This window comes from Streptomyces sp. NPDC092296 (assembly GCF_044755465.1).
In the GTDB taxonomy this organism is placed as follows: domain Bacteria; phylum Actinomycetota; class Actinomycetes; order Streptomycetales; family Streptomycetaceae; genus Peterkaempfera.
This window is the reverse complement of sequence record NZ_JBIVRB010000014.1, coordinates 16,226-29,867: the sequence shown is the minus strand read 5'-3', so window position 1 is coordinate 29,867 and position 13,642 is coordinate 16,226. Positions and strand designations below refer to the sequence as shown.

8 protein-coding genes are annotated in these 13,642 nt (G+C 72.7%); 3 read left to right on the top strand and 5 right to left on the bottom strand.

Annotation, left to right across the window (positions count from 1 at the left end):
* Positions 1 to 141 precede the first annotated feature (141 nt).
* The gene (locus ACIQGZ_RS24035) at positions 142 to 5,127 is read right to left on the bottom strand and encodes an NAD-glutamate dehydrogenase (protein ID WP_402605187.1); all 4,986 of its coding nucleotides are present in this window, start codon (positions 5,125 to 5,127) and stop codon (positions 142 to 144) included.
* Positions 5,128 to 5,440: 313 nt separating this feature from the next.
* Here ACIQGZ_RS24035 and ACIQGZ_RS24030 point away from each other — a divergent pair, with 313 nt between their 5' ends.
* The gene (locus ACIQGZ_RS24030) at positions 5,441 to 6,007 is read left to right on the top strand and encodes a DJ-1/PfpI family protein (RefSeq protein WP_402605184.1); all 567 of its coding nucleotides are present in this window, start codon (positions 5,441 to 5,443) and stop codon (positions 6,005 to 6,007) included.
* A gap of 36 nt (positions 6,008 to 6,043) precedes the next feature.
* On the opposite strand, the gene ACIQGZ_RS24025 is transcribed toward ACIQGZ_RS24030, so the two are convergent.
* From ACIQGZ_RS24025 to ACIQGZ_RS24015, 3 genes are all read right to left on the bottom strand, one after another.
* A complete protein-coding gene (locus tag ACIQGZ_RS24025) occupies positions 6,044 to 6,700 on the bottom strand; it encodes an HAD family hydrolase (protein ID WP_402605181.1) in 657 nt (218 codons plus the stop codon).
* A 60-nt stretch (positions 6,701 to 6,760) separates the two neighbouring features.
* Entirely contained in the window at positions 6,761 to 7,270 is a 510-nt protein-coding gene (locus tag ACIQGZ_RS24020) for a DUF6912 family protein (RefSeq protein ID WP_402605178.1), read from the bottom strand.
* Positions 7,271 to 7,606: 336 nt separating this feature from the next.
* Positions 7,607 to 8,701, bottom strand: a complete 1,095-nt coding sequence (locus ACIQGZ_RS24015) for a patatin-like phospholipase family protein (protein ID WP_402605175.1) — start codon at positions 8,699 to 8,701, stop codon at positions 7,607 to 7,609.
* Positions 8,702 to 9,327: 626 nt separating this feature from the next.
* Between ACIQGZ_RS24015 and ACIQGZ_RS24010 the strand changes: the two genes are divergently transcribed.
* A complete protein-coding gene (locus ACIQGZ_RS24010; protein WP_402605172.1) occupies positions 9,328 to 9,867 on the top strand; it encodes an Rv3235 family protein in 540 nt (179 codons plus the stop codon).
* Between the two features lie 85 nt (positions 9,868 to 9,952).
* Here ACIQGZ_RS24010 and secA read toward each other — a convergent pair whose 3' ends face one another.
* On the bottom strand, positions 9,953 to 12,709 hold the full coding sequence (gene secA / locus ACIQGZ_RS24005) for a preprotein translocase subunit SecA (protein ID WP_402605169.1): 2,757 nt from the start codon (positions 12,707 to 12,709) through the stop codon (positions 9,953 to 9,955).
* A gap of 302 nt (positions 12,710 to 13,011) precedes the next feature.
* Here secA and ACIQGZ_RS24000 point away from each other — a divergent pair, with 302 nt between their 5' ends.
* Complete coding sequence (locus ACIQGZ_RS24000) at positions 13,012 to 13,578, top strand: GNAT family N-acetyltransferase (RefSeq protein ID WP_402605167.1); 567 nt, start codon at positions 13,012 to 13,014, stop codon at positions 13,576 to 13,578.
* Positions 13,579 to 13,642 lie beyond the last annotated feature (64 nt).

Sequence of the window (13,642 nt, the reverse complement as noted above, 5' to 3'; positions counted from 1 at the left end):
CGCCCGCCCGGCCTGCCGGGCGCCAGGAGTGCCGGTCGGCCGCTGCTGACCGGGCTCCGCCGAGCGGCCGTGCCCATCGTGCCGCCGCCCCCGCCGACGCGGGGTCGGCGGGGGCGGCGGCTGCGGGGCCGGGGTGCGCGGTCAGCGCATGGAGCCGGTCCGCAGCAGGGTACGGATGACCCGCATGGCGACCGAGAGCCCGGCCAGGTCCTGGCTCTCCGATGCCCTTATGTCGTCGAGCGTGGCACGGGCCCGGTTGATCAGGGTCGCGTTGCGGCTCTCCCAGGCCTCGAACCGCTGCTCCGGCCGGTCACCGGCCTCGCCGCAGGCCAGCACCTCGGCGGTGAGCGCCGCGTGGGTGGCGAACAGGTCCTCGCGGATGGCCGCGCGGGCCATGGACTGCCAGCGGTCGGTGCGGGGCAGTTCGATGATCCGGTCCAGCAGGTGGCTGATCTGGAGCCGGTCCGCCAGGTCGTAGTACAGCTCCGCGACCTCGGAGACGTCCGCGCCCGCCCGGTCCGCGACCTCGACGATGTCCAGGGTCGGGAAGGCGGAGGACAGCCCGGCGCAGCGGGTGGCGAGGGCGTCCGGGACGCCGGCCGCCAGCAGCTCGTCGTAGACGCCCTGGAACCAGTCCAGGTCGCCGCCGCGCAGCAGCTTGGGCAGCTGGGACCAGACCTGGTCGCAGCGGTCCCGGAAGACCTCGATGGTCTCGGCGATGTCCAGCGGCTGGCGGCGGTTGTTGAGCAGCCAGCGGGTGGCCCGCTCGACCAGCCGCCGGGAGTGCAGCCGCATCCTGGTCTGGGTCTCGGCCGGGACCCGGTTGTCCAGGCCCTCGATCTCGCCCCAGATCCGCTCCAGGTCGAAGACGGCCCGCGCCGCGGTGTGCGAGCGGACGATCTCGTCCATGGTGGCGCCGGTCTCCTCGCGGAGCCGGAAGGCGAAGGTGCAGCCGCCCCGGTTGATGGTCTCGTTGACCAGCTGGGTGGTGATGATCTCCCGGCTCAGTGCGTGCTTGTCGACCGCTTCGGGGAAGCGGTCGCGCAGTGCGGCCGGGAAGTACCGATGCAGCGAGTCGCGGAAGTACGGGTCGTCCGGCAGGTCGGTGGCGAGCAGCTGCTCGGCCAGGGTGATCTTGACATAGGCGAGCAGCACCGCCAGCTCGGGCTGGGTGAGCCCACGCCCGGCCTGCTGGCGTTCGCGCAGCTGCCTGCTGTTCGGCAGGAACTCCAGCGCGCGGTCCAGGTCGCCGTCGGCCTCCAGCCGGCGCATCATCCGGGCGTGCACATTGAGCATGCTGGACGCCTGGGCGACGGCGTTGGCCAGCACGGTGTTCTGCGCGTAGTTGTTGCGCAGCACCAGCGTGCCGACCTCGTCGGTCATCTCGGCGAGCAGGGCGTTGCGCTGCTTGACGGTCATGTCGCCGTCCGCGACCACCCGGTTGAGCAGGATCTTGATGTTCACCTCGTGGTCGGAGGTGTCCACGCCGGCCGAGTTGTCGATGGCGTCGGTGTTGATCTTGCCGCCGGTGTCGTCCGGGCCGCCGGAGGTGGCGAACTCGATCCGGCCCAGCTGGGTGCAGCCCAGGTTGCCGCCCTCACCGACCACCTTGGCCCGCAGGTCGCCGCCGTCGACCCGGATGGCGTCGTTGGCCTTGTCCCCGACCTCGGCGTTGGACTCGGTGCTCGCCTTGACGTACGTGCCGATGCCGCCGTTCCACAGCAGGTCGACCGGGGCGAGCAGGATCGCCTTCATCAGCTCGGCCGGGGTGAGCCGGGTGGTGCCGGGCGGGAGGCCGAGGACGGCCCGCATCGGCGCGGTGAGCTGGATGGACTTCGCGGTACGGGGGAAGACGCCGCCGCCGCTGGAGATCAGCGCGGTGTCGTAGTCCGCCCAGGAGCTGCGCGGCAGGTCGAACAGCCGGCGCCGCTCGGCGTAGGAGGCGGCCGCGTCCGGCGCGGGGTCGATGAAGATGTGCCGGTGGTCGAAGGCCGCGACCAGCCGGATGTGCTCGGAGAGCAGCATGCCGTTGCCGAAGACGTCCCCGGACATGTCACCGATGCCGACGGCGGTGAAGTCCTCGCTCTGGGTGTCGTGCCCCAGCTCGCGGAAGTGCCGCTTGACCGACTCCCAGGCGCCGCGCGCGGTGATGCCCATGCCCTTGTGGTCGTAGCCCGCCGAGCCGCCGGAGGCGAAGGCGTCACCGAGCCAGAAGCCGTAGGACTCGGCCACCTCGTTGGCGATGTCGGAGAAGGTGGCGGTGCCCTTGTCGGCGGCGACCACCAGATAGGTGTCGTCGCCGTCGTGGCGCACCACGTCCTGCGGGGGCTTGACGCCCTGGCCGGCCACCAGGTTGTCGGTGATGTCCAGCAGCGCGGAGATGAAGGTGCGGTACGAGGCGATGCCCTCGGCCAGCCAGGCGTCGCGGTCCACCGACGGGTCGGGCAGCTGCTTGGCGACGAAGCCGCCCTTGGCGCCGACCGGCACGATGACGGTGTTCTTCACCATCTGGGCCTTGACCAGGCCCAGCACCTCGGTGCGGAAGTCCTCCCGGCGGTCGGACCAGCGCAGACCGCCACGGGCGACCTTGCCGAACCGCAGGTGGACGCCCTCGACGCGCGGCGAGTAGACCCAGATCTCGTACGCCGGGCGGGGGGCCGGCAGGTCGGGGATGGCCTGCGGGTCGAACTTCATCGAGAGGTACGGGTGCGGCTCGCCGCTCTCCGAGCGCTGGAAGAAGTTGGTGCGCAGGGTCGCCTTGATCAGGTGCAGGAAGGAGCGCAGGATGCGGTCCTCGTCCAGCGAGGCGACCTGGTCCAGCGCGCCGTCCAGCTCCTCCAGGATGCCCTCGGTCAGCTCCAGGCCGGCCACCGTGTGGGCCGGGGAGAGCCGGGCCTGGAAGAGGTTGACCAGCAGCCGGGTGGCGTGGGTGTTGTTGCGGAGCGCGTCCTCCATGTAGTCCTGGGAGAACGTCGATCCGGCCTGGCGCAGGTACTTGGCGTACGCGCGCAGCACCACGGCCTGACGCCAGGTCAGCCCGACGCTCAGCACCAGCTCGTTGAAGCCGTCGTTCTCCGCCTGGCCGGTCCACACGGCGGCGAAGGTGTCCTGGAAGCGCTCGCGGGCCTCGTCGCCCAGCTCCCCGGTGCGGCGCAGCTTCAGCCCGAAGTCGTACACCCAGGCGGTCGAGTTGTCGGAGCGGCGCAGCTCGTACGGGTGCTCGTCCATCACCTCGACGCCGAGCCGCTGGAGGACGGGCAGCACCTCGGTGAGCGAGATGGCGCCGCCACTGCGGTAGATCTTGAAGCGGCGCTCGTCGTCGTCGGCGCCCACCGGCTGGTAGAGGTTGAGCCGGAAGTCGCCGGCCTCGGCCAGCGACTCCAGCTGGCGCAGGTCCGCGACGGCGGTGCGCGGCGAGAAGTCGGCGCGGTAGCCGTCGGGGAAGGCGTTGGCGTAGCGGCGGGACAGCTCGGCGGCGCGCTCCTCGCCGCACTCGGCGAGCAGCACCTCGTGGAAGCCGTCCATCCAGGAGCGGGCCGCCTCCGCGAGCCTGGCCTCGATCCGCTCGGTGTCGGCCTCGGTGAGCCGGCGCAGTTCGCTGCCGGGGGCGACCCGGACCACGAAGTGCAGCCGGGTGAGGACGGACTCGGTGCTCCAGACCGTGTAGTCGATGGTGGCGCCGGGCTCGTCGCCCTCCTTCGCCGGGCCGGGGCCGCCCAGCTCCTCCATCAGCAGGTCCATCAGGCGCAGCCGGACCCGGGTGGTGTAGCGGTCGCGCGGCAGGTAGACCAGCGCGGAGAAGTAGCGGCCGAACTCGTCCTGGCGCAGGAAGAGCCGCAGCTTGCGGCGCTCCTGGAGGTAGAGGACGCTGCCGGCGATGGCGAGCAGCTCCTCGACCGGGGTCTGGAAGATCTCGTCCCGGGGGTAGGTCTCCAGGATCTGGAGCAGGTCGCGGCCGTCGTGGCTCTCCGGCGGGAAGCCGGAGGAGGTGACGACCTCGCGCACCTTGCGGCGGACCACCGGGACGCGGGTGACCGACTCGGTGTACGCGGCGGAGGAGAAGAGGCCCAGGTAGCGGCGCTCGCCGGTGACATTGCCGTCGGCGTCGAACTTCTTGACGCCGATGTAGTCCAGGTACGACGGGCGGTGCACGGTGGAGCGGCTGTTGGCCTTGGTGAGCACCAGCAGGGTGGGCTCGTGGGCCTTGGCGCGGGAGGCGGCGCTGAGCCGGCCGAACGCCTCGCTGGCCGGGTGGCCGTCGGGCGAGCCGCCGCGCGGGTCGGGGCGCAGGATGCCCAGGCCGGTGCCGGGGACGGCGCGCAGCGCCTCCTGCCCGCTGTCGCCGGACTCAACCAGGTCGTACTCGCGGTAGCCGAGGAAGGTGAAGTGGTCGTCGGCCAGCCAGCGCAGCAGCTCGCGGGCCTCGTCGGCCTCCTGGGCGGGCAGGCCGGCCGGGGGCTGCTCGGCCAGCTCGTCGGCGAGCCGGAGCGCGGAGTCGCGCATCTTGGCCCAGTCCTCGACGACCTCGCGGACGTCGGTGAGGACCCGGCGCAGGTCGGCCTCGATCCGGCGCAGGTCCTCGCGGTCGGTCTCGCGGTCGACCTCGATGTGCATCCAGGACTCGACCACGGCGTCGGCCGGCGGCTCGGCGGACCGGTCGCGGGTGCTGGGGTCGGCGTCGAGCACCTCCAGCAGCTTGCCGGTGATGTCGCGGCGGACCAGCATCTGCGGGTGGATGACCACGTGGATGGCGCGGTCCTGGCGGGAGAGCTCATTGGTGACGGAGTCCACCAGGAACGGCATGTCGTCGGTGACCACCTCGACCACGGTGTGGCCGCTGGACCAGCCGTTCTCCTCGACGGTGGGGGTGTGGACGCGGACCTCGGCGGTGCCCTGGGGGCGTGCCCGGCCGAGGCGGAAGTGGGAGACGGCGGCCCCGTAGAGGTCGACCGGGTCGCGGTCGACCAGGTCCTCCGGGGCCGTGTGCTGGTAGTAGTGGCGCAGATAGGCGGTCAGGGCGCCATTGCCCAGACCCTCCCCCTGCACTGCCCCCACCTGGCTGTTCTCAGCGGCCTGGGCGGCTCGGGCGAGCACCTCGGCCTTGGCTGCGTCCAGCTTGGTCTGCATGGCTATCTGGCTCCTGTCGCGCGCCGTTGCGTGACTCGGTTGGTCTGGTACCGCGCCGGGTCCGTCCGTATCCTCCCGCAACCCCGGTGCAGGTGGCGGATGCCACGCATGAAATGCCATGCACCTGGGTACGACAGGTCTTTCATCCCTCGGCCTTCCGGCCAGCCTAACCGTGCGTCTGCGGACTGTCAGGGGCCGGTCCGTAGCAATGGGCGACCGGGTACCTGCCTCGGTGGACGACTTGTACAACTACCGGACGGTAGGGGCGAGTCCGGCGTACTAATCCCGGCCGCTGCTGGGTATGCCGGGGTGCATGACGACCAAGATTCTGATCATTGCCGGTGACGCAGCGGAGTCACTCGAAGTGCTGTACCCCTACCAGCGGCTCCGCGAGGAGGGGTACGAGGTGCACATCGCGGCGCCCAGCCGCAAGAAGCTGCGCCTGGTGGTGCACGACTTCGAGGACGGCTTCGACACCTACACCGAGAAGCCGGGCTACACCTGGCCCGCCGACCTGGCCTTCTCCGAGGTGGACCCGGCCGACTACGCGGCGCTGGTGATCCCCGGCGGGCGGGCGCCCGAGTACCTGCGCAACAACCCGGACGTCAAGCGGATCACCGCGCACTTCTTCGGGGGCGACAAGCCGGTGGCGCAGGTCTGCCACGGGCCGCTGATCAGCGCGGCCACCGGGTCGCTGGCCGGGCGGCGCACCGCCGCCTATCCGGCGCTGGAGCCGGACATCGCCGCCGCCGGGGCGGTGTACGAGGACGGCGAGGCCGTGGTGGACGGCGTCCTGGTCTCGGCGCGGGCCTGGCCGGACCACCCCGGCTGGATGCGGGCCTTCGTCGAGGTGCTGCGCAGCAAGGCTCCGCTCGGCTGAGCCGCCGGGGCCGGGCCCGGGTGGGCCCGGCCCCGCTCAGCGCACCAGGTCGGCGGCGAGCGACACCGCCTCGGCCAGCGAGTCGACCACCGGCACGCCGACCGCCGCCAGGCTCTCCCGGGCGTGCGAGCCGCCGGTGTACAGCACCGCGTGGGCCCCTGCGGCGGCGGCCGCCAGCCCGTCGTCCGCCGCGTCGCCGATCACCACCGTACGGGCGGGGTCGACCCGGTCGCCGAGCGCGGTGAGATGGCGCAGCAGGTGCTCCGCCTTGCCACCGCCGGACGGGCCGGTCCGCCCGTCCACCCGGACGAAGCGGCGCTCGATGCCGAAGCCGCGCACCAGCGGCACCAGCTCCTCATGCCCGTACATGGAGAGGATCGACTGGCTGCGGCCCGCCGTCTCCCACTGCTCCAGCAGCAGCTCGGCGCCCGGGGTGAGGGAGCAGCCGGCGCTGTGCTCGGTGTAGTGGTCGTGGAAGACCCGGTCCATCCGCTGCCACTCCTCGGCGGTGGGTGCCCGGCCGAGCAGCCGCTCGTAGAAGCGGGGTATCGGTATGCAGTAGAGCAGGCGGTAGCGGTCCAGGCTCAGCGGCGGCAGGCCGACTTCCGCGAAGGCGGCATTGCTGGCCGCCACCACGGCCTCCATGTCGTGGAAGAGCGTCCCGTTCCAGTCCCAGACGAGATGTGCGCGCACAGCCGAACGGTACCGGGCACCACCGACAGCGTCACCGGCGCAGTCCTGCCCGGCCGGGGCTCACGGCAGCAGAGCGGGGATCTCCTGGGTCGCGTACCAGAGCAGTTCGTGGTCCTCCGCGCCGTCCACGGTGAACCGGGCGTCCTCGTCGCCCGCGTCGGCCGCCGGTACGGCCGCCGCCGCCGCGGCCACGTCGTCCGCCGCGTCGTCCGCGTCCACGTGCACCGCCGCCGCCCGAGCCAGCGCCACCGGATCGGCCAGCCGCACCTGGCCGAGCGACGCCTGGTCCTGGTACTCGGCCCCGGTGTCCAGCAGGACGGCCTTGTCGGGGACGTCGAGCGCGATCACGGCCCGGCGGCGCGGGGCGGCCGGGTCGGCGGCCAGCAGCCGCAGCGAGGCCTGCCCGGCGCGGACCAGCGCGGCGTACTCCAGCTCCTCGATGTCGTCGCTGACATACCACTCGCGCAGCGCCGGGGTCACGGCGTACGCGGACAGCGGCGTCGGCCCGAGCTCCCCGGCGGCATGCGCCACGGCCAGCAGGCTGAGGGTGGTGGGGACGTACACGCGCATCGGGGCCGCTCCGCATCGTGGGTCTCCGGGCCGGCCACCCATGGGGACGCGACCCGGGCGCGGCCCCGGGGACCGCACCGCCCCCAGGATACGGCGGCCCCCGATCACCCGATCACCCCGCCGCCGCACCACACGTACGCAGCACCGCCCCCCACCACCGGACGCCGGAGCCCCACCGCACCGCCTGCCTGCCCCCACCCGCAGGGCCAGGCCCACCCCACCGCCGCCACACGCAACACCGCCAACACCCCACCCCACGTACGCAGCACCGCCAGACCACGGCCCGGACCCACCACAGCCACCCCGCACCGCCCGCCCCCACCCGCAGGGCCAGGCTCACCCCGCCGCCGCCTCCGCACGCAACGCCGCCAACGCCGTACTACAGGTACGCAGCGCCGTCTCCAGCACCTCCGGGCGCCGGGCCGGGTCCATCATGTTGGGGCCCATCGCCGTCAGGTCGTCCAGGGTGGGGGCCAGCAGCCGGACCCGGGTGCCCTCGGCCCGCAGCAGGCGGGCCTCGCGGAGCATCTGCCGAGTGACCGCGCGCCGGTAGCGGCTGACCAGGTGCGCCAGTACGCCCCTGGGCCGGTCGCGCTCCCGCCACTCGCGCAGCGCCGCCGCGCCGCGCGGCCGGGGCCCGGCGGCGTCCAGGGGCCTGATCCGGACGGCCATCGGCGCCAGGACGTACACCTCGTCCAGGCCGCGCCCCAGCAGCAGGTCGGCGTTGGTGGCCGACCAGGCGCCGCCGTCGATGAAGCGGCGGCCGTCCACCGCCACCGGCGCGAACCAGCCCGGGATCGCGCAGGAGGCCATCACCGCCTCGGCCACCCCGGCCTCGGGCGCGTCCGGGTCGCCGAAGACCACCCGGCGGCCGGTCCCGTAGTCCACCGCGACCAGCCGCAGGCCGGGGTGGTCCGACCAGTTCCCGGCCGGGACCAGCCCCCGGACCAGGTCACCGATCGGCCCGACCGAGCCGCGCCCCGGCGGCACGAACGCCGACACCATGGTCAGGAACGGGTAGTCGCGCGGATGGCGCACGGTCTGCCGCAGCAGGTCCGGCGAGCCGATGCCCGGCCGGGGGCGCGGCGGCAGCGCCCCGCCGACCGCCGTGTCGTAGTCGAAGTCCACCCCGACCAGCGGCCCGGTGACGATCGGCCGGCCCTGCTGATGGTCCCGCAGCTCGTACGGTTCGGCGCCGGAGGCCAGCAGGGTGCCCAGGATCGCGCCGGCGGAGGTACCGAGGATCACCTCGGCGCCGCCGGGGGCCCAACCGGTGGCCTCCTGCATCGCGCAGAGTGCGCCGACCGCCCAGGCCGCCCCGAGCATCCCGCCGCCGCCGAGCACCAGGCCGCGCCGGGGCCGCGCCGGATCGGCCGCGCCCGCCGACGCCGCGCGGCGGCCGGCCTCCTCCGGGTCCCCGACGTCGGACACATCCGTCACCATGCGGCTGCCACCCTTCACCGGTACCGCGTGCGGGACGGGCGGCACCGTCGGCCGCACCGTGGGCTCTGCACCCCCGACGGTAACCGCTGCCCCTCCGTGAGGGCAGACGCCACCCGTACCCGGCCGCGCCCCTTGGGACAACCTCCACCACCCGGCGCACCATTCCGGCCCCCACCGCCACCGGCGGCGCCCATACACCCCACCCGGCCCCGTCCACCCCGGGCCCGATCCGGTCCCCCCGTAACCACCACCCCACCCGCTGCGCGCATCAGGCCCGCAGCGCCCCGCACACCTCAACGTGATTCCCGTCGCCCCCGCACCCCACCCACCCACGCCCCACCGACCCGACCCGGTACGCGCAACCACCCCCGCCCCGGCCGGAAGACAGCCCCCACCCCCGCCCCGGCCGTACCCGATCGGATGACCCCCACCAGCCCGGAGCACCGGGGCCCGCCCCCATCCGACCCCGTCCCCACCTGCCCCGCCACGGCCCGTCTCACCCGGACAGGTGAATTTCCGGAGCCCGGGGCGGGCGTTCCCCGGGCTTTGCGGCGCCGGGGCGGCGGCCGGTAGCAAGGAGCCGTCAACCGACTGCCGCCACGGGGGTGCTGAGCATGGTCGATCCCGCACGGTCCGCCGCCCTGACCGTACCGCTGCCCGAAATCCGCCGACTGCTGCCGAGCGCACCCGCCACCCGGTGCCCGGACCGGCATCCGGCGCCGCCCGCCGGGACGGCCGTACGCCTGGGCCGAGTGCACGCCCGGCGGGTCGGACGGCCGCGCCCGGCGGCGGGGGCGCCGGGCGCGGCCCGCTGCGCACCGCCGCGCAGCGACCTCAATGACCTGGCCACCCGGTTCGCGCTGCGGCTGGTCGAGGTGATGGCGGGCGCCCGGCCGGCCGGGCAGCTGTCGCGGCACACCACGCACACCGCGTACGGCGAGCTGGCGCTGCTGGTCCGCCGGGGCGCGCTCCGGCCCGCTGCGGGCGGCAGCCGCCCGGTGGTGCGCGGGGTGTACGACAGCGCGCCGGCGCCCGGTGTGCTGGAGGTCTGCGCGCGGGTGGACCTCGGCCCGCGCAGCCGGATGCTGGCCTTCCGGCTGGAGCGGCACCCCCGGTCGCAGCAGTGGCAGTGCGCCACCGTGGACGCCCGCTGAGCCCCGGCCCCGCCGCGCCCATGACGGAGGGCGCCGCCCCCGGCCGTGCCGGGGTGGCGCCCTCCGTCCGCTGTCGCGTCGACCGCTACTTCTTGCGGCGGCGGCCCTTGCCGGCCTTGCGCCGCTCGGCGCGGGTCAGCCCGTCGTCCTCGCCGTCGGTGGCGTTGTCCTCGGAGAACTCGCCCTCGACCACGCCGCCCTCGCCGTCCACCGACGGGGCCTTGTAGTGCAGGCGCTGGCGCTGCGGGGCCTCCAGGCCCTTGGCGCGGATCTCCGGGCGGCTCTCCTCGGCCTTGCTGAGCTCCACCGGGGTGGCGGCGTCCTCGACCGGGACCTCCTCGACCTGCTGCTCGACCTGGACCTCCAGGTTGAACAGGTAGCCGACGGACTCTTCCTTGATGCCCTCCATCATGGCGCCGAACATGTCGAAGCCCTCGCGCTGGTACTCCACCAGCGGGTCGCGCTGGGCCATCGCCCGCAGGCCGATGCCCTCCTGGAGGTAGTCCATCTCGTAGAGGTGCTCGCGCCAGCGGCGGTCCAGCACCGACAGGACCACCCGGCGCTCCAGCTCGCGCATGATCTCCGAGCCGAGTTGCTCCTCGCGGGCCGCGTACTGGGCGCGGATGTCCTCCTTGACCGCCTCCTCGATGAAGTCGGAGGTCAGACCGGCCGTACCGCCGGCCTCCTCCTCCAGCTCATCCAGCGCGACGCTGACCGGGTAGAGCTGCTTGAGGGCGGTCCAGAGCTTCTCCAGGTCCCACTCGTCCTCGAAGCCCTCGCCGGTCGCCGCCCGCACATAGGCGTCGACCGTGTCGTCCATGAAGTGGCCGATCTGCTCCTGGAGGTCCTCGCCCTCCAGGACGCGGCGGCGCTCGCCGTAGATGACCTCGCGCTGCCGGTTGAGCACCTCGTCGTACTTGAGGACGTTCTTCCGGATCTCGAAGTTCTGCTGCTCGACCTGGGACTGCGCGGAGGCGATGGCGCGGGTGACCATCTTGGACTCGATCGGCACGTCCTCCGGGACGTTCGCCATCGCCAGCACCCGCTCGACCATGCCGGCCTTGAACAACCGCATCAGGTCGTCGCCCAGCGACAGGTAGAACCGGGACTCGCCCGGGTCGCCCTGGCGGCCGGAACGGCCGCGCAGCTGGTTGTCGATCCGGCGGGACTCATGGCGCTCGGTGCCGAGGACGTACAGGCCGCCGAGCGCCTGCACCTCCTCCTGCTCCGCCTTGACCTGGGCCTTGGCCTTCTCCAAGGCGGCCGGGAAGGCGGCCTCGTACTCCTCCGGGGTCTCCGCCGGGGAGATCCCGCGCTGGGCCAGCTCGGCGGCGGCCAGGTGGTCGGCGTTGCCGCCCAGCATGATGTCGGTGCCACGGCCGGCCATGTTGGTGGCCACCGTGACGGCGCCCTTGCGGCCGGCCTGCGCGACGATCTGCGCCTCGCGCTCGTGCTGCTTGGCGTTGAGCACCTCGTGCGGCACACCGCGCTTGCGCAGCTCCTGCGACAGGTACTCGGACTTCTCCACCGAGACGGTGCCGACCAGGACCGGCTGGCCCTTCTCGTGCTTCTCGACGATGTCCTCGACCACCGCGCGGAACTTGGCGGGCTCGGTCTTGTAGATCAGGTCCGGCTGGTCGACCCGCGCCATGTCGCGGTTGGTGGGGATCGGCACCACGCCAAGCTTGTAGATCTGGTGGAACTCGGCCGCCTCGGTCATGGCGGTACCGGTCATGCCGCCGAGCTTGTCGTAGAGGCGGAAGAAGTTCTGGAGGGTGATGGTGGCCAGGGTCTGGTTCTCGTTCTGGATCTCCACCCCCTCCTTGGCCTCGATCGCCTGGTGCATGCCCTCGTTGTAGCGGCGGCCGGCCAGGATGCGGCCGGTGTGCTCATCGACGATCATGACTTCGCCGTTGATGACGACGTAGTCCTTGTCGTTCTTGTAGAGCTCCTTGGCCTTGATGGCGTTGTTGAGGAAGCCCACCAGCGGGGTGTTGACCGACTCGTAGAGGTTGTCGATGCCGAGGTAGTCCTCGACCCGGCTGACGCCGTCCTCCAGGATGCCGACGGTGCGCTTCTTCTCGTCCACCTCGTAGTCGCGGTCGCGCTTCAGGCGCAGCACCAGCTTGGCGAAGTCGGCGTACCACTTGGTGGCCTGGTCGGCCGGGCCGGAGATGATCAGCGGCGTACGGGCCTCGTCGATCAGGATGGAGTCGACCTCGTCGACGATGGCGAAGTTGTGGCCGCGCTGCACCAGCTCGTCCTGCGACCACGCCATGTTGTCGCGCAGGTAGTCGAAGCCGAACTCGTTGTTGGTGCCGTAGGTGATGTCGGCGGCGTACTGCTTGCGGCGCTCGGCCGGCGTCATGTTCGCCAGGATCACGCCCACCTCGAGGCCGAGGAAGCGGTGCACCCGGCCCATCCACTCCGAGTCGCGCTCGGCGAGGTAGTCGTTGACCGTGATCAGGTGGACGCCCTTGCCGGTCAGCGCGTTGAGGTACGCCGGGAGCGTGCCGACCAGGGTCTTGCCCTCGCCGGTGCGCATCTCGGCGACGTACCCGAGGTGCAGCGCTGCGCCGCCCATCATCTGCACGTCGTAGTGGCGCTGGCCGAGCACGCGCTTGGCCGCCTCCCGAACGGTGGCGAACGCCTCGGGCAGGATGTCGTCGAGGGTCTCGCCATCCGCCAGCCGCTGCTTGTACTCGTCGGTCAGCGCCTGAAGTTCGGCGTCCGTGAGGTTGACGAAGTCCTCTTCGATGGAGTTGACCTGGGCGGCAATCCGCTGCAGCTTGCGAAGGATCTTGCCTTCGCCGGCGCGCAGGATCTTGTCGAAGACGGACACGTGAGTGGGCTCCTTGCCTGGACTGGCACTCGACTGCGGACACTCGACTGCGGGCGCACGACTGCACGGCGGAGCTTCCCCACCGCACCGGCCATCGTATGCGAGGAGGCAAGCACCCCGGGAGGTCCGTCGACGCTGTGATCCCGTGTCATCCGGCCGGGCAATCCTACTCATGCCATGCCTTGCCGGACGAAACGGGCGCCGCCGCGCCCCGTGCACCCTTCACGACGTACGACGGAACCGCCGTGTTCCCGACCCGGCGGGCTGTCCGCGCCGTCGGCCGTTCCGCGATACTCGGGCGCATGGAACCCGTGACCCTGCACACCGCTCGGCTGACCCTGCGGCCGCTGTCGCCCGGTGACGCCGAGGCCGTGCACCGGGCCTGCCAGGACGAGGAGGTCCAGCGCTGGACCTCGGTCCCCTCGCCCTATCTGCGGGAGCACGCCGAGGGCTTCGTCAACCGGATCGCACCGGACGGCTGGCGCAACGACACCGTCTACCACTGGGGCGCCTTCACCCGGGAAGGCGACCTGCTGGCCTCCTCCGTGGGGCTCTCCCTCCCCGGTCGGCCGGGGAACGCGGAGATCGGCTACTGGACGGCCCGCGAGCACCGGGGCCACGGCTACACCGCGGAGGCGGTCGCCGCCATCGCCCACTGGGCCTTCCGCTCGCTGGGCATCCAGCGCCTGGAGTGGCTGGCGGCGGTGGGCAACGACGCCTCCCGCGCCGTGGTGGCCCGGGTCGGCTTCACCTTCGAGGGGACGCTGCGCGGCTACCTCGACCAGCGCGGGGCCCGGCAGGACGCCTGGGTCGGCGCACTGCTGCTCACCGACCCGGCCGCCCGCGCCCTGGCCGGGCCGTACGGCTGACCGCTCCGCCGGGGCGGTTGCCGACTCCCCAGGCCGATTGTCAGTGGTGTTCTCTACGCTGCCG

Excerpts from the sequence above, each read along its gene's own strand:
- ACIQGZ_RS24035 (WP_402605187.1), bottom strand. The coding sequence starts at position 5,127 with ATGCAGACCAAGCTGGACGCAGCCAAGGCCGAGGTGCTCGCCCGAGCC.
- ACIQGZ_RS24000 (WP_402605167.1), top strand. The coding sequence starts at position 13,012 with ATGGAACCCGTGACCCTGCACACCGCTCGGCTGACCCTGCGGCCGCTG.
- ACIQGZ_RS24020 (WP_402605178.1), bottom strand. The coding sequence starts at position 7,270 with ATGCGCGTGTACGTCCCCACCACCCTCAGCCTGCTGGCCGTGGCGCAT.
- ACIQGZ_RS24010 (WP_402605172.1), top strand. The coding sequence starts at position 9,328 with ATGGTCGATCCCGCACGGTCCGCCGCCCTGACCGTACCGCTGCCCGAA.
- ACIQGZ_RS24030 (WP_402605184.1), top strand. The coding sequence starts at position 5,441 with ATGACGACCAAGATTCTGATCATTGCCGGTGACGCAGCGGAGTCACTC.